Source organism: Pseudomonas nitroreducens TX1, assembly GCF_000313755.1.
GTDB classification, from domain to species: Bacteria; Pseudomonadota; Gammaproteobacteria; order Pseudomonadales; family Pseudomonadaceae; genus Pseudomonas; species Pseudomonas nitroreducens_A.
Window position 1 is genome coordinate 37,955 of the sequence record NZ_AMZB01000097.1, and the last position, 18,965, is coordinate 56,919.

Sequence of the window (18,965 nt, forward strand, 5' to 3'; positions counted from 1 at the left end):
TCCGGCTCCTGGGTCAGACGGGCTTGGATTCTTTGGGTTTACCCAGCCGGGCGGTGGGCGTGGGCGGCGGCGCGCTCTTGGTACGCTTGGACGTGGCCGGCTGGGAAGGCACCGGCTCGTCAGTGGCCTTGGGTTTGGGCGCGGCGCGCTTGGGCGTAGGTGCCACGGTTTCGCCCACCGCTTGCGCGGGGATTTCGGGGTCGGCCTTGGGCAGGCGCCCCTTGCGGCGCGGCGGCTCCTGCAACAGGGCGGGCTTCTCCGGCTCCTGCTCGCCTTCGAAGCGCGGCTGCACCGGCTCCTCGGCCTCGCCTTTCTGGTTCGCCGCTTCGGCCTCGGCGAGGCTGCGCGCCATGCGCCAGTGGCGATCCTGCTGGCCTTCCGGACGCCCCTCGGACTCCCAGATCTGGTAGGCCAGTTCGCTGACTCTGCGCTCGTTGACCTTCATCGTTCACCTCCTGATATGAGCATGTTCACCGGTACCGCGCGCAGCAGGTCAGCCAGGCGCGGTTCGCCGTCGTGCGGATCGACAGGGCCGGCCAGCCCGCTCCAGCGGACGGCGGCCAGGGAAGAAGGCAGGTGCAGGCGGGTATCGCCCCAGTCCTCGGGGCGCACCCGCGGTAGCGTTGCGTCGCCCAGCAGGCCGGCGACGCAACGCGGCACCACCACCAGCAGGTGCTGGCCGGCATGGCTGCGCACGAAGGCAAGGACCTGGTTGGCCTGTTCGCCGCGCACTTCCAGGGCGAGGTAGTCCCCTTGCAGGAAGAGCGCAGGCCAGCGCTTGCGCAGGCCGAGGGCATCGGCCAGCAGGGCCTGCTTGATGCGCCCGCTGCGCCAGTCGCGCAGCAGCTCGGGCCAGTCGGGCGCGTGCTCCAGTGCGGCCTCGTGGGCGGCGTAGTCCGGCACGCGGCGGTTGTCCGGGTCCACCAGGGTGAAGTCCCAGAACTCGTTGCCCTGGTACAGGTCGGGTATACCGGGCGTGGTATTGCGCAGCACGCATTGCGCCAGCGAATTGAGTGCGCCAGCGGGCATCAGGTACGCAGCCGCCTCGGCGATGGCCCGGCGCAGTGGCGCGCCGGCCTCTTCGAGCAGGATGCCGGCAAGGAATTCGGCGCAGGCTCTTTCGTAGGCTTCGTTAGGAGCGCCCCAATCGCTGTCCAGCTTGGCCTCGCGGATGGCCTTGCGTTGCCATTGCTCGATGCGCTGGTGGTAGTCGCGCATGCCCTCGCCGTCGTCCGGGGAAAGCCCCAGAGGCCAACTGCCCAGCAGGCACTGGTAGAGGATCAGCTCGTCGCCGCCACTGGGCGCCGGGCCGCGTTCGATGTGCTGGCGCAGCGGAGCGGCGAGCTTCCACCAGGACCAGACCCGTTCGGCGAACCATTCGGCACGCTCGCTGAGCACGGCCAGGCGTGCGCGGCAGTCTTCGCCACGCTTGTGGTCATGGGTGGCGGTGGCCAGCATCGCCAGGGGAAAGTCGCGGGCGCGCTGTTCGCAGGCACGGTGGAAGGCGTCCACGTCGCTGCCGAGAAGCTCGGGGTCGAAACCGACGTCGTTGCGCCCCAGCGCCGCGGCCGAGCGATAGCAGGCGGTGTCTTCCAGGGATTTGGCGGCAATCGGCGGGGTCAGCTGCTGGAAGCGGTCCAGCGCGAGCTTGCGCAACTGCCGCAGCGGGCCGGGCGGCAGGGCGCGCAACGGCTCACCGCCGAGGATACGGTCGAGCCAGCCCAGGGTGCGCTGGTCGCTGGCGTCCAGATGCTGCTGTGCCTCTTCCAGGGCCTGACTGAAGAAGCGCTGGTCCTGCTCCGAACGGCCGAGCGCCCCGGCATAGGTGCGGTACACCGGGAAGGCGGTGAGCAGCTGGAACAGCGCACGGCGGATCGAGCCCAGCGGGATGTCGCGGCTGGCCAGCTCGAAGCGGGCGATCTGCCAGAGTTGCTGCGCCAGGCCTTCGACATCGCCGGCGAAGAGCGAGGCGAGCACATGCTTGCGGGCCTGGCGTACTTCCGCGGCGAAGCCGTCCTGGCGGCCGCTCACTTCCAGCCAGAGGTGCCGCAGCTGCGGTTCGCCGCGTACGTCGTGCTGCAGCAGCGATACCTGGTTCATGAAGTCGTAGCCGGTGGTGCCGCGAACCTTCCAGTCCGCCGGCAGCGATTCGCCGGGGCCGAGGATCTTTTCCACGTAGACCGGTGCACCATCCGTGGCGCGGGCCAAGCGCCGGCAGTAGCCGCGCGGGTCGGCAAGCCCGTCGACGTGGTCGATGCGCAGGCCGTCGATCAGCCCTTCGTCCATCAGTTGCAGCAGGTAGCGGTGGCTGGCGTTGAACACGTCGGGATGCTCGGCGCGCAGGCCGACCAGTTCGTTGATGTCGAAGAAGCGCCGCCAGTTGATGTCGTCCGCCGCCACCCGCCAGTTGGCCAGGCGGTAGTGCTGCTGGTCGATGAGTCGGTGCAGGCTGTGCCAGTCCTCGCGGTAGGACGCCAGCAATGGCTCCAGGGCGTTCGCGCTCAGGTGAGCGGCGACCTGCTGGCACAGCCCTTCGGCCAGGTGCCGGGCCAGCGGGTGGTGGTGCAACTCGACGAAGCGCGGCGCCAGTTCGAGCAGCTCGGGGACGTCGCTGTGGCAGAGGATCATGCCGTAGCTGGAAGGGCACACCGGGAAGCGCTGCTCGCCGTAGCGCAGCAGGAAGCGACCCGAGTCCGGCAGGTAGTCGAGGCGGATACGCCCGGCAGTGACTTCATCGATGTAGTCCTCACCCAGGCAGGGCAGCAACACCTGCTGGTCCAGCAGTGGATCGTCGCTGTGCCAGCGGATATCGAAGAAGTGTGCGTGGGGACTGTCCAGCCCCCATTCGAGGACGTCCTGCCACCATGGGTTGGCGTCGCCGATGCGCATGTGGTTGGCCACGGTATCGATGATCAGCCCCATGCCGTTCTGCCGCAGCCCGGCTACCAGGCGGCGCAGCGCGGGTTCGCCGCCCAGTTCGTCGCTGATGCGGGTCGGGTCCACCGAGTCGTAGCCGTGCGTCGAACCCGGCTGCGCGGCCAGCAGCGGGGATGCATAGAGATGGCTGATTCCCAGGCGAGCGAAATAGTCCAGCCAGGGCAGCGCATCGTCCAGGGTGAATTCACGGTTGAACTGCAGGCGCAGGGTGGCGCGTATCTCAGTCATGCTCGCGGCCTCCGTTGCGGGCGCGGCGCAGGCGTTCGAGGCGAGCGCGCACCCGGGGCTCGTCGAGCAGTTCGCCGGCGTTGCGCTCGAAGCGTCGCCGCCAGTTGGGATGGGTATCGCCCGGTCCGGGCAGGTTGGGCTGTTCCACGCAGGCCAAGGCGTCCTCCAGGGGCAGCAGTACCAGCGGCGCAGGCGTGGCACCGATGAATTCGATGGCGCCGTCGAGCAGCGGCTCGTTGTCGATGCCGCCATCGCTCAGCGCCCGGCGCAGGGCGAAGGTCTCCTGCTGGCGGCTGTTGCGGTCCTGCGCGGACACCTCGCGCGAGCTGTGGCCGAGACGCTCGCGCCAGTCGACGTCGCGCGCCTGCTGCCAACCTTCGAGCGTCGGCAGGTCGTGGGTGGTGGTGGTGGCCAGAGCGTTGTCCGGCCACTGCGGCGGTGCGGTGAAATGGCCGTGCTGCTGCTCGAACAGCAGCACGCGCATGCCGAGGATGCCGCGCTCCGCCAGCTTCTCGCGCAGGCCCGGCGGGACGGTGCCAAGGTCTTCGCCGATGATGATCGCATTGGCGCGCTCGGCTTCCAGGCAGATCAGCCGCAGCAGGTCGTCGAGCGGATAGTCGAGATAGGCGCCGGCTTCTGGCGGTGCGCCGGCGGGGATGACCCAGAGGCGGCGCAGGCCGAGCACATGGTCGATGCGCAGTCCGCCGACATAGCGCAGATTGGCCCGCAGCATCTCGATGAAGGCGCGGAAGCCGTTGCGCCGCAGCCCTTCGGGCGAGAAGGCGCAGATGCCCCAGTTCTGCCCGGCGCGGTTGAGGATGTCGGGCGGCGCGCCCACGCTGACGCCATTGAGCAGTTCGTCCTGGCGCATCCACGCCTGGCTGCCGGAGGGCTCGGCGCCCACGGCAAGGTCGGCGATCAGCCCGATGCCCATGCCAGACTCGCGCGCCTCGCGCTGCACCCGTTGCAGGCCGCGGGCGACCAGCCACTGACCGAAGGCCTGCTGGCTGATCGCCTGTTCCTCGTCGACCATGAAGTGGCCCAGCTCGGCACTGGCAGCATCGCGGTACGGCTCTGGCCAGAAGCGCCAGTCCAGCCCGTCGCCGGAGGCGGCGCGGCGCAGTTGCAGGACCTGGAAGCAGCAGTGCTGCAGCAGTTCGGCGCCGCCCTGCTGACGAAAGGCGAGGAAGTCTTCGTGCAGTCTGCCGTCCTGCTGCTGGAACTGCCGGTACAGCTGCGCCAGCAGGCGGTCGCGCAGATCGGCCACGCCCAGCCAGTCCACCAGCGGCAGCTGTTCCAGGCGTACAAGTTCCGCCTCCAGCCCGGCTGCCGCCACCGCCTGGCGTACCAGCTCGTCACCCAGCACCAGGCCGGGCGCGGCATACAGCTCGTTGAACAGCAGACGGCTGGAAGGCGAATAGGGGCTGAAGATGTTCCGTGCGGCGGGGAACATTGCATGCAGCGGGCTGATTGCCACGGCGTCCGCGCCCCGGCTGGCGGCGGCACGCACCAGTTGGGCGAGGGCGGCCAGGTCGCCGGCGCCGCCGTCCTGCTCGCGCCGCAGTGAATACAGCTGCGCGGCGACACCCCACGCCCGTTCCCGGCCGTCGCAGTACTGCGCCACCGACGGGCAGCGCGGTGGGGCGACGGCGACGATGATCTCGTGCTCGCCCAGGTGCAGCGAGTAATAGCCGCTGTGCGCGACGGCGGGAATCTGCCGGTGCTCGTCGACATGGCCTTCGCTGTGGCCGCTGTCGTCCTCGTTGAACAGTTTGTAGCGGCTGCCGGTCGCGGCCGGCACGTCGATGGGGCGGTCGCGGTCGGCGGTGATCAGCGCCGGCATCTGCGCGCGACGCTGCTCCAGCAGCTCCAGGCTCTGGCTGATCTGCTCGGGACTCTGGGCGGCAAACCCGAGGGCCTCGAGCACGTTGCGCTGGACTTCGCCGGTCAGCCGCTGCGGCCGGTTGTCGGCATCGATCCAGTCGATGGCCAGCCCGGCGGCGCTGGCCAGACGTTCCAGTTGCGGGTCGCTCATCGGGATGCCTCCAGGCTCAGCTGCAGGCTGGGCTCCAGGGACAACGCCAGTGCGGCGCCGGCGAGCCAGCCGTGGCGATAGTGCGCGGCGGTCTGGCCCAGGCAGAACAGCAGCTGCGCGCTTTCTCCCGGCGGTTCGATGGCGACTTCCTCCGTGCCCAGGTTCAGGTCGATGCGCCACAGGCTGCCGTCGCCCAGGCGCCAGCGCGCGCTGAGCGCGCGTTCACCCAGGGGCTGTGCGTCAAGTGCGCGGCTGCCGGGCAACTGCGGGACGAGCCAGCGGTGACGCAGTTCGAGCAGTTGCCGGTAGTGCTCGCGCCAGTCCGGGTCGCCCTGGTCCGGGCGCGGACGCGAGGCAACGAAGGTCTGGTAGTCGTTGGGATCGGGAATCCAGGCGGCAGCGCCAGGCTCGGAGAAGCGCGCGAAGCGCTTGAACTCCTCGCGCCTGCCAACCGTGACGGCCCGCGCCAGGTCGCCCTGGTAGTCGGTGAAGAACAGGAACGGCTGCTGCTCGCCCCATTCCTCGCCCATGAACAGCATCGGCACCATGGGTGTGAGCATCACCAGGGCGCTCGCCGCGCGCAGGCGGTCGGTCTGCGTGAGCATGCTCAGGCGCTCGCCCAGGGCGCGGTTGCCAACCTGGTCGTGGTTCTGCAGGAAGGCCACGAAGGCCTGTGGGCTCAGCGCGCCGCTGGGTTCACCGCGCTCGACGCCGCGGTAATCGGCCTGGCCCTGGAACACCAGGCCCTCGCGCAGGCAGCGGCAGAGCTTTTCGACGGTCTGCTGGGCGTAATCGACGTAGTACGCCTCGTCCTCGCCGGTGAGCAGCACGTGCAGGCAGTGGTGCAGGTCGTCGTTCCACTGGGCGTCGAACCCCTGCTCGGCAGGGCCCTGCAGCAGGTGCGCCTGGTTGTTCTCGTTTTCCAGCACCAGGTGCAGTTCGCGACCCTCGGCGGCCTGCCGGGCGCGGCTGGCCAGTTCGAGGAGGAAGTCCTCGTCGCCGATGGCGTGCACGGCGTCGATCCGCAGGCCATCGACGCGGTATTCGCGCACCCACATCTCGGCGTTGCCAATGAAGAATTCGCGCACCGCCGGTTGGCTGAAATCGATAGCCGGGCCCCAGGGCGTCTGCTGCTCCCGGTGGAAGAAGGCGCTGGCGTAGCGATTCAGGTAATTGCCCTGCGGACCGAAGTGGTTGTAGACCACGTCGACCAACACCATCAGGCCCAGGCCATGGGCAGTGTCGATCAACTGCCGCAGGCTGTCCGGCTCGCCGTAGGCGCCTGCCGGCGCGTAGGGCAGTACGCCGTCGTAGCCCCAGTTGCGCCGGCCGGGAAAGGCGTTGAGTGGCATCAGCTCGATGGCGGTGACGCCCAGCGCTGCCAGTTCGGCGAGGCGTCCCTGCAGGGCGGAGAAACCCTCGAAGAGGCCGACGTGGACTTCATAAATCACCGCTTCGTGCCACGGCCGGCCACGCCATTGCGGATGCTGCCAGCGGAACAGCGCGGGGTCGACCACCAGGCTTTCGCCTTCGACGCCGCCGGCCTGGGCACGGGAGGCCGGGTCGGCGACGCTCAGTTCATGGTCGATGCGGTAGCGGTACGTCTGCCCGACTATGGCCGGCACCTCGGCGCTGAACCAGCCGTCGGCGCTGGCCTCCAGGTCGTGGCGCCGGCCGCCGCTCAGTTCCACTTCGACACGCTGCGCATCCGGCGCCCACAGCGAAAACCTCACCCTGCCGCCGGGCAGGACCTGCGCACCGTGCCGCGCGGTCATCGCACGGCCTGCGCGGGCACGCGTTGCAGCAGACGTTGGTAAAGCGACGTGTAGGGCCGCACGGCGTCCTCCCACAGCAGCGGTGATTCCATGGCCTTGCAGCGCATGGCGTTGAGCAGCTCGGGGTAGCGGTAGATGTTCAGTGCGCGGCGCACGGCATCGAAGTAGCTGGCCGGAGTCTCGTCGCGGAACAGCAGGCCGGTGACGCCATCGATGATGGTGTCGGCCAGCCCGCCGGTATGCCGGGCAATGGGCAGCGAGCCGAAGCGCTGGGCATACATCTGGCTGAGGCCGCAGGGCTCGTAGCGCGAGGGCATGAGCAGGAAGTCGCTGGCGGCATAGATGCGCCGGGCGGTGGTCTCGTCGAAGCCGACCTGCACCCCGACCCGGCCCGGGTAACGCTCGGCCAGGTCGCGCATGGCCTGTTCCAGCTCCGGTTCTCCGCAGCCGATGGAGACCAGGCGTCCACCGGCGGCCACCATCTCGTCGGCGATCGCCAGGGTCAGGTCGATACCTTTCTGGTGCACCAGGCGCGATACCACGGCGAACAGCGGGCCGCGGCCCGGCAGCAGGCCGAACTGCTTCTCGATGTATTCGGCGTTGCGGCGCTTGCCGGCGAGACGGGTGGCGTCGAAGCCTTCGATCAGGTGCGGATCGTTCAGCGGGTCCCAGGTGGCGTCGATGCCATGGGTGATGCCGCTGAGCTGGCCGCGGTCGCGGCGCTGGGCGAGCACGCCATGCATGCCGCAGCCGAACTCCTCGCCGGTGATTTCGCGGGCGTAGGTTTCGCTCACCGTGGTGATGTGGCTGGCGTGGCTGATGCCGGCCTTGAGGAACGACAGCTTGCCGTAGAACTCCATGCTGCCCGGCAGGCCGGCCGCCTCGGGCAGGCCCAGCTCGGCGCAGCAGCCCAGCGGGCAGGAACCCTGGTAGCCGAGGTTGTGGATGGTCAGCACGCTGGGGGTGATCTGCCCGCGCCAGGCCATGTACGCCGGGGCGAGGGCGGTGGGCCAGTCGTTGACGTGGAGCAGGTCCGGGCACCAGCCCAGTTCGCTCATGCCGGCGGAAATGTCGGCCGCTGCCAGGCTCAGGCGGGCGAAGCGGATGTGGTTGTCCGCCCACTCCTGGCCATGCTGGTCGACGTAGGGCGTGCCGGGACGATCATAGAGCTCGGGGCAGATCACCGCGTAGACGATCAGGCCGTCGGCCAGTTTCAGCTCGCCGATATCGCAGGCGGGTAGCGCGGCAAGGCCCGGCAGGCGGCCGACCACCCGGCACGCCACGGCGCCCTTGAGCACCTGCGGATAACCGGGAATCAGCACGCGGATATCGTGGTCGGCCAGCAGTGCGCGAGGCAGCGCGGCGGACACGTCGCCCAGGCCCCCGGCCTTGACGAAGTCGCTGAATTCGGAGGTCGCGAAGAGGATTCGCTTGCGTCGCTGGGGCGGCGCGCCATCGGCCGGGGTGGGGATTGCGGTGAGATTGACGGTGGCTTCTTCCAGGCGCACATCGGCCAGCTGGTTGCGCATTGCTCATTCCTCTCTTGTCAGCGGGGCGTCTTTTCAGCGGGGCCGGCGTTTCCTTCCGGGCCCGTGGGTCTCTCCGTGGTGGTGAAGATGTCCTTCGGCGGACGGGGCGGCGAAGGACGAAGTTTCGAATTTCCGCCGATGGGTTCAGGACGGCGGCGCACGCTCCGGCTTTCGCCCAGACGGGAGCGGAGCGACGGCGCTTGGGTCGAACGGCGTCCGTGGATTCAGCATGGTGGCTGCCCTCGTAGTGGGTGGTTGCGGCAAGAACGGAAGGTGACGCCCGGCTGAATGCGCAGGCGTCAGGTAATGAAGCAAGCAGGGTCCGTACCAGACTTTGGATGGTGTATAAGTCCTTGAAAAACAAGAGAATTAGGCGGGTCAAATGGCGATGTGCAACCAGCAAAGTGCACGATGTGCCGCTTCGCCGGTTGCAATATGCCTTGCCGCTACGCTTCGCGGCGGGGGTTGTCCTTGCCCTTGTAATCCAGGTCCTGGGCGCGCTCCACGGGCAAGGGCTGGTCGAGGCTCTGCTCGGCGAGCTTCCAGTGGCGCTCGGCCTGACCGCTGGGTTTTCCTTCGGCCACCCAGAGGTCGTGGGCCTTCTGGCGGATCTGTGCTTCGCGGTCCTGGTCCATGTGTCCTCCGGCAGGTCGTTGGGGTACGCAAGGTTTCGCACCGGCAGTTCGTCATGTGCGTAGAACCGATGACTGTTCCATCAGTCGAGTGTTCATACAGCCTGACCGAGGGAAACCGATGAACGATGCCGACCGCTCACGCCTGGTCGTGACCTGCTCGCTGGCCCCCGACGCGCAACCCGCCGACCGGCAGACGCACGAAGCGCTGGCCGCCTGGCTGGCGCAGATCCAGGGTCTGGATTTCAGTCCGCAATTGCCTGAAGAGCGCTCGGCGGGCCGCCCCCTCTACTGGGTTCCGGACGCCACGGTGGTGGGGCGCCAGCAGGCTGCCGACCTGGGCATCCACGGCCCGCTGGAACTGTTCGGCGGCTTCGTCGAGCGCGCCTTCCAGGCCGGCAAGGCCATTGTCCATCCGCTGTTCGAGCGTCCCACCCTGACCCCGCGCGGCTGGAGCGAAGCCTTCGCCACACGGGTCAAGCCGCTGGTACTCGATGGCCACAGTGTGTTCTGCCACAACGATGCGGTGCGCTGCGCCAGTGCGCGCCTGCAGCGCGGGCCGCAACGCCTGAAGCCTGCATCCAGCCGTGGCGGGCAGGGCCAGCAGGTGGTCGAGGACATCGACCAGTTGGCCGACGCGCTGGCTTGCTACGAGGAGGGCGACTACCTCGAAGGGCTGGTGATCGAGGACGACCTGCGCGATGCCCGGACCCACAGCGTGGGACAGGTGATGATCAACGGCGTGCTGCTCAGCTACCACGGCATGCAGCAGCACAATCGCAACCCGCGCGGCGAGCTGGTGTATGGTGGCAGCGACCTGCTGGTAGTACGCGGCGATTTCGACTGCCTGCTGGCGCTGGACCTGGTCGCTTCGGTGCAGCAGGCGATCCGCCAGGCCGTGCAGTTCGACCGCGCGGCGCACCAGTTGCTGCCGGGGTTCTTTGCCTCGCGCCGCAACTACGACGTGGCCCAGGGGGTGGACGCCCGGGGCCAGGATTGCTCCGGCGTGCTCGAACAGTCCTGGCGCATCGGCGGGGCCAGCGGCGCGGAACTTGCTGCGCTGGAAGCCTTCGTCGCCGATCCCTCGCTCTGCGTGGTGCGCGCGTCGACATTCGAAATCTTCGAGGACAAGCCGTTGCCGGACAATACCCGCGTGCTCTATCGCGGCCCGGACGCCATCGGCGACTTCCTCATGAAATACGCGATGGTGGAGCCCTATGTTTTCCAATGACGAGCGCTACTCAGCCATCTCCATCGACGAGCAGGTGGACATCGATGTAGGCAGCCTGCGCTTGCAGGGCAACTTCCTGAGCCCGCGCACCCATGTGCCGGGCGTGCTCTTCGTGCATGGCTGGGGTGGCAGCCAGGAACGCGACCTCAAGCGCGCCCGAGGTATCGCCGGACTGGGTTGCGTGTGCCTGACCTTCGACCTCGCCGGCCATGGCGCGGGCGAGGCGTTGCAGGCATCGATTACCCGCGAGGACAACCTGCGCGACCTGCTGGCGGCCTACGACCGCCTGGTAGCGCATCCGCGCATCGACCCCGAGGCGGTTGCCGTGGTGGGCACCAGCTACGGTGGTTACCTGGCGGCGATCCTCACCGAGTTGCGGGCAGTGCGCTGGCTGGGCCTGCGGGTGCCGGCGATCTACCGCGACGAGGACTGGAACGTACCCAAGCGCGACCTGCCGCGCGACGACCTGATGGAGTACCGCTCCAGCCACATTCCGGCGGCCAGCAACCGCGCGCTGAAGGCTTGCAGCGGATTCAAGGGCGACGTGCTGCTGGTGGAGTCCGAGCACGACGACTTCATTCCCCGCCCGACCATCATGAGCTACCGTGCCGCTTTCCAGCGCACCCATTCGCTGACCCACCGGATCATCGACCAGGCCGACCACGCGCTCTCCAGCGAACGCTCGCAGGAGGCCTACACCGACATCCTGGTGCGCTGGATCACCGAGATGGTGGTGGGCGAACGCTCGAGTCGGTTGGTGGTGGGCTGAGCACGCGGCCAAGGCACGGTATGTCGGGTGGGAGCAACGGGCTTTCCCGGGTACGGCCGGTCCTGCCAGGTTTTCGCGGATAGGCTCCGCTCCTGGGAAACGCCGTGCCGTTCCGGTGTTGGGTAGCACCGGAACCGGCCACGCGCTCGCAGGAGCGGGCTGCGTCCGCGTTCAGGGCACGCTTGCGCGAACGCGGGCGAAGTCGGCGGTGGCCGATCAGGGGTGGTCGGCCGGAGGCTACTCCATTATTTCGATGGATGCGCCTTCACCAGTTCCTTGGCCATTTCCAGGTGTTGCTGCAGCACCGGCAGGGTCTTCTGGGCGAAGGCCTTGATCTGGGTGTCAGCCGAATTGTTCGCCGCATCGGTGAACAGCTTCACCGCATCCTCGTGGGCGCTCACCTGGTTGTTGGCGTAGGCCGCGTCGAAGGATTCGTCACGCACGTCCAGCACCTTGGCCTTGGCCTGGTTCATCACGCTGGGCGAGTCGGAGAGCTCGAGCTTCTGGTTCTGGGCGATGGCCTTGAGCTCGGTGTTGGCTTTGGTGTGATCGTCGATGATGTGCTGGGCGAAGGTCTTCACGTCAGTGGACTGGCTCTTCTTCAGCGCGAGCTTGGCGGCATCGATTTCCGCCATGCCGGCGGCGGAGGCCTCGGTGGCAAAGTTCTGCGCCTGGGCATGCGGATCATCGGCCAGCAGCGGGCCGGCGAACAGCAGGGACGCGCAAACCATGGCGCCTCGCAAAATGGCGGTTCCTTTCATGACGGATCCATTCATGACGATTCTCCCGATCGGGTGATGGGGCCTCGATGGTCGAGGCATTGGGTGTGACTACTGTGTTGACGGGAGCGCGCCACGGGGGTTCAGAGTTTTCCACTGACTGGCTGCGGGCCAGGAGCTACGCCGTCGGGCGGCATCTTCGGTAGGATTGGCGAGCCTATGCTTTGCTGCAATGAGCCGAGAGAGCGCAGACTTCATGCCTGATACCATCGCCAGCACCGCCCAGCTCGTCGAAGACGCCCGCTATCGCCTGTTGGTCGAAGCGGTCACCGACTACGCCATCTACATGCTGGACCCCGACGGTCGGGTCAGCAGCTGGAGTTCCGGCGCGCAGCGTCTGAAGGGCTACGCCGCCGACGAAATCCTCGGCCAGCACTTTTCCCGCTTCTACACCCCTGCCGACCGTGAAGCCGGCCTGCCCGAGCTGGCACTGGGCGAAGCGGCCCGCGTCGGCCGCTACGAAAGCGAAGGTTGGCGCCTGCACCGGGACGGCAGCTCGTTCTGGGCCCACGTGGTGATCGACGCCATTCGCGATGACTCGGGCGAGCTGCTCGGCTTTGCCAAGATCACCCGCGACCGCACCGAGCAGCACCAGACCGAACAGGCGCTGCGGCGCAGCGAGCAACACTTCCGCCTGCTGGTCAACGGCGTCACCGACTACGCGCTGTACATGCTCGACCCCAGTGGCAACGTCACCAGCTGGAACCCGGGAGCGGCGCGGATCAAGGGCTATCACCCGGAAGAGATCATCGGCCGCCGCTTCGATTGCTTCTATTGCGACGAGGACCGCCAGGGTGGCATTCCCGAGGCGAGCCTGAGCACCGCGCTGGCAGAAGGGCGCTACGAGGAAGAGCGCCTGCAGATGCGCAAGGACGGCTCGCGCTTCTGGGCCAATATCGTCATCGACCCGGTGTATGACGATGCCGGGGAACTCATGGGATTCGCCAAGATCACCCGTGACATCACCGACAAGCGTCGCGCCCAGGAGGAGCTGGAGCACGCCCGCGACGAGCTGATCCAGTCGCAGAAGATGGAGTCCCTCGGCCAGCTCACCGGCGGCGTTGCCCACGATTTCAACAACCTGCTGACGGTGATTCTCGGCGGCTTGCAGGTGCTCCAGCGGCACCTGCCCAAGGACAACGACAAGGTCCAGACCATCTGGAAGAACGCCCTGGAGGCGACCCGCCGGGGCGCCCAGTTGACCCAGCGAATGCTGGCTTTTGCCCGCAAGCAGCGGCTGTTCCCGCAACCGTTGCACCTGCCGACATTGCTGCAGGAGATGAGCGAGCTGCTGGTCAGCTCGCTGGGCCCGACCATCAGCCTGGAGACGCGTTTCCCGCTGCAGCTGGACTGCGTGATGAGCGACCAGAACCAGCTGGAACTGGCGATCATCAACCTCGCCACCAATGCCCGCGATGCCATGCCAGATGGCGGCAGCATCACCTTTTCGGCGCGTAACGCGGTGGTTGCCCCGCGCCAGAGCGGCAAGCTCGCCCCGGGGGAGTACGTGTGCCTGGCCGTGACCGATTCGGGACAGGGCATGAGCGAGGATACCCTGCGCCGCGCGGCGGAGCCGTTCTTCACCACCAAGCCCACTGGCAAGGGTACGGGGCTGGGGTTGTCCATCGTCCACGGGCTGGCCCAGCAGCAGGGCGGCGCGCTGTTGCTGCGCAGTACGCCGGGCATGGGCACCACGGCGGAAATCTGGCTGCCGGCGGTGAAAGTGAAGGTGGAGCCCGAAGCCGCGGACACGGCGCCTGCTGACGAGCTCTATGCCGAGATGAACGAGCCGCTCGGGCTGCATGTGCTGGTGGTCGATGACGACGCGCTGGTCCTCGCGGGCACCAGTGCGCTGCTCTCGGACCTCGGCTGTGCGGTGATCCGCGCCGACTCCGCGCGGGCGGCGCTGCAACTGCTGGAACAGGCGAGCTTCGACCTGGTCATCACCGATTTCGCCATGCCGGACATGGACGGCATGCTACTGATCCAGAAGGTGCGCCAGTCCCATCCGCAGCTGACCTGTGTACTCACCACCGGTTATGCGGGGCGGCTGGATACCCTGGCCGACTCGGTGCTGCGCCTGCCCAAGCCTTTCGACCGCGACCAGTTGCAGACACTGTTGCTGCAGGTGAAGCAAGTCGGCTAGAAAAACCGAACCTCCGCCGATGTGGCGCGCCCAATGATGACGCCCATACTTGCGGAGGTTCCCCATGTCTATCCAAGCCCAGCGCCCCGAGCCCCAGGAAGCGCCACCCAGCCGCGAAAGCCGGATTCCCGAGGAGTTTCCCGAAGAGGTGCCAATGCAACAGCCACCGGAGGAACCGGTGCCGCGACCGGAGCAATGACCAGGCGCGATGCGTGCGTTTGTACCGGTTCAGACCGTAGGGCGGATAAGCGCTGTCGCGTTATGCGCCCTACGATCCGCGGGAGTCGTCGCGCAACGGAGGCGATCGCGGATGGATCCGCTGCGCCTTCACGATGACAATGGCGCTCCCCGGTGGCACGCGGGAGCGGCTATTGCTGCAGATATTCGCCCGACCCGCTCATCGCCTGGCCCCACAACTCGAGGAAGGCGAAGGCGGTGGTGAGCAGCACGAGGAAGCCGAACGCCAGAATGCAGCCGGCATAGAACGCCGCGCTGCGCTGGGTCATGCGCATGTAGATGGGTAGGCCGACGAACAGCAGCCAGCACGAATAGGCCGTGGCGATGCCGGCCGCGACGAGCAGCAGCCAGCGCGACGGCAGCAGGGCGGCGACGCCCGCGAGCATCAGTGGCAGGGCCACCGCCGTAGAGAAGCTCATGCTGTAGTTCACGCCGGGCCGGTGCTCGGTGCGGAACAGCACCCAGCGCACCAGATAGGCGATCATCACGATGCCGGCCACCAGCCCGACATAGCACCAGAAGGCCAATAGCGCGGCGCTGCTGGGAGTGAGGAACTGGGTTTCCTCGTTGCCTGGCAGGCGCCAGCCGACCTGCGTGGTGCCAATGAACAGGCACACTGCGGGAATCAGCGGCAGCAGCAACCAGAACGGCAGGTAGGCGGCGGGGTGCTGGTCGACATTTTCGCGCAGCTCGTGCCAGGCCTTCTCCGGCCGGGTGAAAAAGTGGGTCAGGGGAAAGGTCATCTTCGCCTCCTCATCTTGACGGGTACGGCGTACCGGACTCAGCGCCGGGTACGAAAGCCTTCGGCGGTTTCGATCTCGATCAGCGAGCCGGGGTCCTCGTTGCCGGGGTCGTTGATGCCATCTCCCGCAAGGGCAGGTTCGCCGATCGCCGGGTCCAGGCTGCCCTGGGGCATCAAGCCTTCGCCGCGGTCGCGGCGGTCGAGCAGCGGCAACAGCTCATCGTGGAATTGCTGTTGCTGCTCCTCGGAAAGCGCGGCGAAGCCATGGTTGAGGATGTAGCGGGCGAGGATTTCCTGGCGGCTGTCGGTTTCCAGCGCGCCCTCGTCGAGCAGGCGGCGAAGCCCTTCGGACAGTTCGACATCCTGATGATCGTTCCAGCCCATCGTTCGTCACCTCCGGATCGGTTCAGCGAGTTTGGCTCGGCATGAGCCCTGGCGGTCGGCGGCCGCTTTCGCAGCGCCTATGCGGATGACCGATGCGAGGCCGCGCCTGTTCGGCGGGCGGGACGAACGGTCCCAGCGGGGGCTTGGCGCTCGCCGCAGGCACCTCGAAGGGTGCGAGTGTCTGCCCAAGTCCGGACATCCCGGCGGGCTTGGCCGCCCCGAGCCCTGCTCAAGGGGCGAGGGCAGGGTTGCGTCGCAGGCATTGCTGCCTCGTCGAACGGAATGAACCTTGGGCGATATTCGCGGCCAGCCACAGCACAAGGGCAAAATTTCCCCGCGACCCAAAGGAGACCGCCATGTCCACGTTCGCGCTCGCTTCCTGGTTCTGGATCGTCATCGCGATCATCATCGTGCTGCTGGACCTGTGGGCCATCGTCAGCATCTTCCGCAGTGACAAGGAGGTGAACGCCAAGGCCTTGTGGTCGCTGCTGATCGTCATCTTCCCGGTGGTGGGGCTGGTCATCTGGGGCATCGCCGGCCCGCGCGGCGTGGCCCAGGAACCGCCGCTGGACTGATCCTCCGGCCCGTCCGGAAGGACCCATCGCATTCCGGCATGGCCGGCATCGACCTAAGGTATTGGCCGGTGGCCGCGCACCACTCTTAGCATCTCGTTCGTCTATCAGCAGCCTGACAACGAGAACAACAAGTGGACCTGGGAAAAATCCTGCGCCGCAGCGCACTTTACTGGCCTGACCACGAAGCCGTGGTCGACTCCCGCCAACGCATCACCTTCGCGCAGCTTGAACGCCGTACCAACCGCCTGGCCTCCGGGCTTTTCGCGCTGGGGCTGGAGCAGGGCGCACACGTGGCGATCCTGGCGCTCAACCGCGTCGAGCTGGTGGAGGCGGAGGTCGCTCTCTACAAGGCGGCCATGGTCAAGGTGCCGATCAACGCGCGCCTGGCGCCCGATGAAGTCCTCAGCGTACTGAAGGATTCGCGCAGCCAGGCGGTGATCGCCGATGCCGCCTTTGCCCAATTGATCGACCGGCGTCGTGCCGAACTGCCGGACCTGAAGCGGATCATCCCGCTGGCCGATGAGGGCGCCGATGTGCCCTACGAAGAGGTTCTGGATCGCGGGTCGGACGCACACATCAGTTGCGACCCGGCCGATGACGCCCTGGCCGTGCTGCATTACACCTCCGGCAGCTCCGGCGTGCTCAAGGCGGCGATGCTCAGTGTGGGCAACCGCAAGGCCCTGATACGCAAGAGCATCGCCAGCCCCACCGGCCGCTCCGGCCCGGGAGACGTGATGGCCCACGTCGGCCCGATCACCCATGCCAGCGGTATGCAGATCATGCCGCTGCTGGCGGCGGGTGCCTGCAATCTGCTGGTGGAGCGCTACGACGATCGTCAGTTGCTGGAGACCATCCAGCGTGAACGTGTCACCCGGTTGTTCCTGGTGCCGGCGATGATCAATCGACTGGTGAATTTTCCCGGTGTGGAGACCTACGATCTCAGCAGCCTGCGCCTGGTGATGTACGGCGCCGCACCCATGGCGCCTGCGCTGGTGCGCCGCGCCATGCAGGTGTTCGGGCCGATCCTGGCGCAAGGCTACGGTGCCGGGGAGACCTGCTCGCTGGTCACCGTGCTCACCGAGCAGGATCACATCGCCGCGCTGGACGACCCCAAACGCCTGGCCTCCTGTGGCCGCTGCTACTTCGACACCGACCTGCGGGTGGTCAATGAAGATTTCGTCGACGTGAAGGCCGGCGAGATCGGCGAGATCGTGGTGCGAGGCCCGGACATCATGCAGGGATACTGGCAAGCGCCGGAGCTGACCGCCGAGGTCATGCGCGACGGCTATTACCTTACCGGCGATCTCGCCACGGTGGATGAGCATGGCTACGTGTTCATCGTCGACCGCAAGAAGGAAATGATCATTTCCGGCGGCTTCAACATCTACCCGACCGAGGTGGAGCAGGTGCTCTACAGCCTGCCGGAAGTCTTCGAAGCGGCGGTGGTGGGCGTGCCCGACGAGCAGTGGGGTGAGGCGGTCAAGGCCGTGGTGGTGCTCAAGCCCGGCATGCAACTGGACGAAGCGCGGATCATCGAGCTGTGCGCCGAGCAACTGGCCGGCTTCAAGAAGCCGCGCAGCGTGGACTTTGTGCGCGAGCTGCCGAAGAACCCCAATGGCAAGGTGGTGCGCCGCCTGGTGCGCGAACCCTACTGGCAGAACCAGGAACGGCGGATCTGAGGACCATGATCATGCAAGCGAATTCTATTCAAGCGAGCTATCCCGGGATCCAGCCCAGCGCCAAGGCGCAGGCCATCATCGACGACCTGCGCGGCTTCCTGCGCGAAGAACTGCTGCCGCTTGAGCAACGCGAGGGTATCCGGTTCGGCGAGAAGCACTCCCGCGAGCTGTTGCGCAACCTGTGGAAGCGCTCCTGCGAGCGCGGCTTCTACAACGTGATGCTGCCCGAGGAACTGGGCGGGGCAGGCCTGGGCATCGTCGACCTGTGCGCGGTGAAGGAAGCTGCGGCCAGCAGCGGCGCGGTGCTGGCCGCCCACGTGCTGGGCGAGTTGAGTGGCCCGCCGCGGGTGGGGCACCTGTTCCGCGTGGCCAGCCAGGAGCAGATCGAGCACTTCCTGCGTCCGGTGTGCCGTGCGGAGAAGGCCGTGTGCTTCGCCCTGACCGAGGCCGAAGCCGGCTCCGACGCCACCGCGATCAAGACCAGTGCGCGGCTGGAAGGCGATCACTACGTGCTCGACGGCGCCAAGCGCTACATTTCCGGCGCGCCCTACGCCGACTTCGCCGTACTGCTGGCGGTCACCTCGCCCGGCAAGGGCGCTGAGGGCATCTCGGCGTTCTTCGTCGACCTCACAGCTCCCGGTGCACAGGTGGTCTCTGACTACCAGGCGATGTCCGGTCCGGGGACTCACGGCGACATTAACCTGGACGGCGTGAAGGTCCCGGCGGCGCACCGCATCGGCGAGGAGGGCAAGGGTTTCAAGCTGGCCATGGGTCGTATAACCCTGAACCGCCTGTTGCATTGCGCCACCATGCTGGGCATGGCCGCCCTGGCGCTGGACCTGTCGGTGGGCTACGCCCGCTCGCGGGTGCAGTTCGGCCGGCCGATCGGCATGTTCCAGGCGGTCAGCCACATGATCGCGGACATGGCCACCGAGCTGTATGCCGCGCGCAGCATGATGTATGCCACGGCGGCCGGCTACGACGCGGGCGGGGATATCCGCACCCAATCGTCGATGTGCAAGGTGTTCAGCTCGGAAACGGCCTTCCGCATCGCCGACCGCGCGGTGCAGGTACACGGTGGCGCCGGCCTGATCAACGGACATCCGGTGGAGTGGTTGTTCCGCGCGACCCGTATGATGCGCATCCTCACGGGCACCAGCGAAATCCAGCGCAACACCATCGCCAAGGGCATCCTGATGCCCGATTGACTGGCGGGACCTCGATGCGTGAGCACAGCACCCGACAAGAACAAGAGAGATAAGCGACATGCACGATTTCAATGCCCAC

Annotated in this window: 16 protein-coding genes; 7 read left to right on the plus strand and 9 right to left on the minus strand. The window is 67.3% G+C overall.

The window, feature by feature from the left end:
• Nucleotides 1–13: 13 nt before the first annotated feature.
• The 6 genes from C167_RS32350 to C167_RS32355 form a co-directional block, all read right to left on the minus strand.
• A complete protein-coding gene (locus C167_RS32350) occupies nucleotides 14–445 on the minus strand; it encodes a DUF2934 domain-containing protein (protein ID WP_017517880.1) in 432 nt (143 codons plus the stop codon).
• Nucleotides 442–3,165: a malto-oligosyltrehalose synthase gene (gene treY / locus C167_RS0108690; protein WP_017517881.1), complete on the minus strand. Its 2,724-nt coding sequence runs from the start codon at nucleotides 3,163–3,165 to the stop codon at nucleotides 442–444. The genes C167_RS32350 and treY overlap by 4 nt, the downstream gene beginning before the upstream one ends.
• Nucleotides 3,158–5,200 carry a 4-alpha-glucanotransferase gene (gene malQ, locus C167_RS0108695; RefSeq protein ID WP_017517882.1) on the minus strand — a complete coding sequence of 681 codons (2,043 nt, stop codon included), beginning with the start codon at nucleotides 5,198–5,200 and terminating at the stop codon, nucleotides 3,158–3,160. The genes treY and malQ overlap by 8 nt, the downstream gene beginning before the upstream one ends.
• Complete coding sequence (gene treZ, locus C167_RS0108700) at nucleotides 5,197–6,975, minus strand: malto-oligosyltrehalose trehalohydrolase (RefSeq protein WP_017517883.1); 1,779 nt, start codon at nucleotides 6,973–6,975, stop codon at nucleotides 5,197–5,199. Before treZ ends, malQ begins: the two co-directional genes overlap by 4 nt.
• Nucleotides 6,972–8,504 (minus strand): glycogen synthase GlgA, encoded by a 1,533-nt coding sequence (gene glgA, locus C167_RS0108705; protein ID WP_017517884.1) that lies wholly within the window; start codon nucleotides 8,502–8,504, stop codon nucleotides 6,972–6,974. The genes treZ and glgA overlap by 4 nt, the downstream gene beginning before the upstream one ends.
• Nucleotides 8,505–8,950: 446 nt before the next feature.
• Complete coding sequence (locus C167_RS32355; protein ID WP_017517885.1) at nucleotides 8,951–9,139, minus strand: DUF2934 domain-containing protein; 189 nt, start codon at nucleotides 9,137–9,139, stop codon at nucleotides 8,951–8,953.
• A gap of 118 nt (nucleotides 9,140–9,257) precedes the next feature.
• Here C167_RS32355 and C167_RS0108715 point away from each other — a divergent pair, with 118 nt between their 5' ends.
• Together C167_RS0108715 and C167_RS0108720 are read left to right on the plus strand one after the other, a co-directional pair.
• On the plus strand, nucleotides 9,258–10,367 hold the full coding sequence (locus tag C167_RS0108715; protein WP_017517886.1) for a DUF3182 family protein: 1,110 nt from the start codon (nucleotides 9,258–9,260) through the stop codon (nucleotides 10,365–10,367).
• On the plus strand, nucleotides 10,354–11,136 hold the full coding sequence (locus C167_RS0108720; RefSeq protein WP_017517887.1) for an alpha/beta hydrolase family protein: 783 nt from the start codon (nucleotides 10,354–10,356) through the stop codon (nucleotides 11,134–11,136). The genes C167_RS0108715 and C167_RS0108720 overlap by 14 nt, the downstream gene beginning before the upstream one ends.
• 245 nt (nucleotides 11,137–11,381) lie before the next feature.
• Here C167_RS0108720 and C167_RS0108725 read toward each other — a convergent pair whose 3' ends face one another.
• Nucleotides 11,382–11,897, minus strand: coding sequence for a DUF4142 domain-containing protein (locus tag C167_RS0108725; protein WP_235154303.1), 516 nt, complete (start codon nucleotides 11,895–11,897; stop codon nucleotides 11,382–11,384).
• A 214-nt stretch (nucleotides 11,898–12,111) separates the two neighbouring features.
• Between C167_RS0108725 and C167_RS0108730 the strand changes: the two genes are divergently transcribed.
• Both C167_RS0108730 and C167_RS35280 read left to right on the plus strand, forming a co-directional pair.
• Nucleotides 12,112–14,061, plus strand: coding sequence for a hybrid sensor histidine kinase/response regulator (locus tag C167_RS0108730; RefSeq protein WP_017517889.1), 1,950 nt, complete (start codon nucleotides 12,112–12,114; stop codon nucleotides 14,059–14,061).
• Nucleotides 14,062–14,125: 64 nt separating this feature from the next.
• A complete protein-coding gene (locus C167_RS35280; RefSeq protein ID WP_268744087.1) occupies nucleotides 14,126–14,260 on the plus strand; it encodes a hypothetical protein in 135 nt (44 codons plus the stop codon).
• Nucleotides 14,261–14,429: 169 nt separating this feature from the next.
• Here the strand turns inward: C167_RS35280 and C167_RS0108735 are convergent, their stop codons facing one another.
• Both C167_RS0108735 and C167_RS0108740 read right to left on the minus strand, forming a co-directional pair.
• Nucleotides 14,430–15,041, minus strand: a complete 612-nt coding sequence (locus tag C167_RS0108735) for a Yip1 family protein (RefSeq protein ID WP_017517890.1) — start codon at nucleotides 15,039–15,041, stop codon at nucleotides 14,430–14,432.
• A gap of 38 nt (nucleotides 15,042–15,079) precedes the next feature.
• A complete protein-coding gene (locus C167_RS0108740) occupies nucleotides 15,080–15,424 on the minus strand; it encodes a hypothetical protein (protein ID WP_017517891.1) in 345 nt (114 codons plus the stop codon).
• A 356-nt stretch (nucleotides 15,425–15,780) separates the two neighbouring features.
• Here C167_RS0108740 and C167_RS0108745 point away from each other — a divergent pair, with 356 nt between their 5' ends.
• From C167_RS0108745 to C167_RS0108755, 3 genes are all read left to right on the plus strand, one after another.
• Complete coding sequence (locus C167_RS0108745) at nucleotides 15,781–15,999, plus strand: PLD nuclease N-terminal domain-containing protein (protein ID WP_017517892.1); 219 nt, start codon at nucleotides 15,781–15,783, stop codon at nucleotides 15,997–15,999.
• Between the two features lie 131 nt (nucleotides 16,000–16,130).
• Nucleotides 16,131–17,678: an AMP-binding protein gene (locus C167_RS0108750; protein WP_017517893.1), complete on the plus strand. Its 1,548-nt coding sequence runs from the start codon at nucleotides 16,131–16,133 to the stop codon at nucleotides 17,676–17,678.
• 5 nt (nucleotides 17,679–17,683) lie between these two features.
• Nucleotides 17,684–18,886: an acyl-CoA dehydrogenase family protein gene (locus C167_RS0108755; RefSeq protein ID WP_017517894.1), complete on the plus strand. Its 1,203-nt coding sequence runs from the start codon at nucleotides 17,684–17,686 to the stop codon at nucleotides 18,884–18,886.
• The last annotated feature ends 79 nt before the right edge of the window (nucleotides 18,887–18,965 follow it).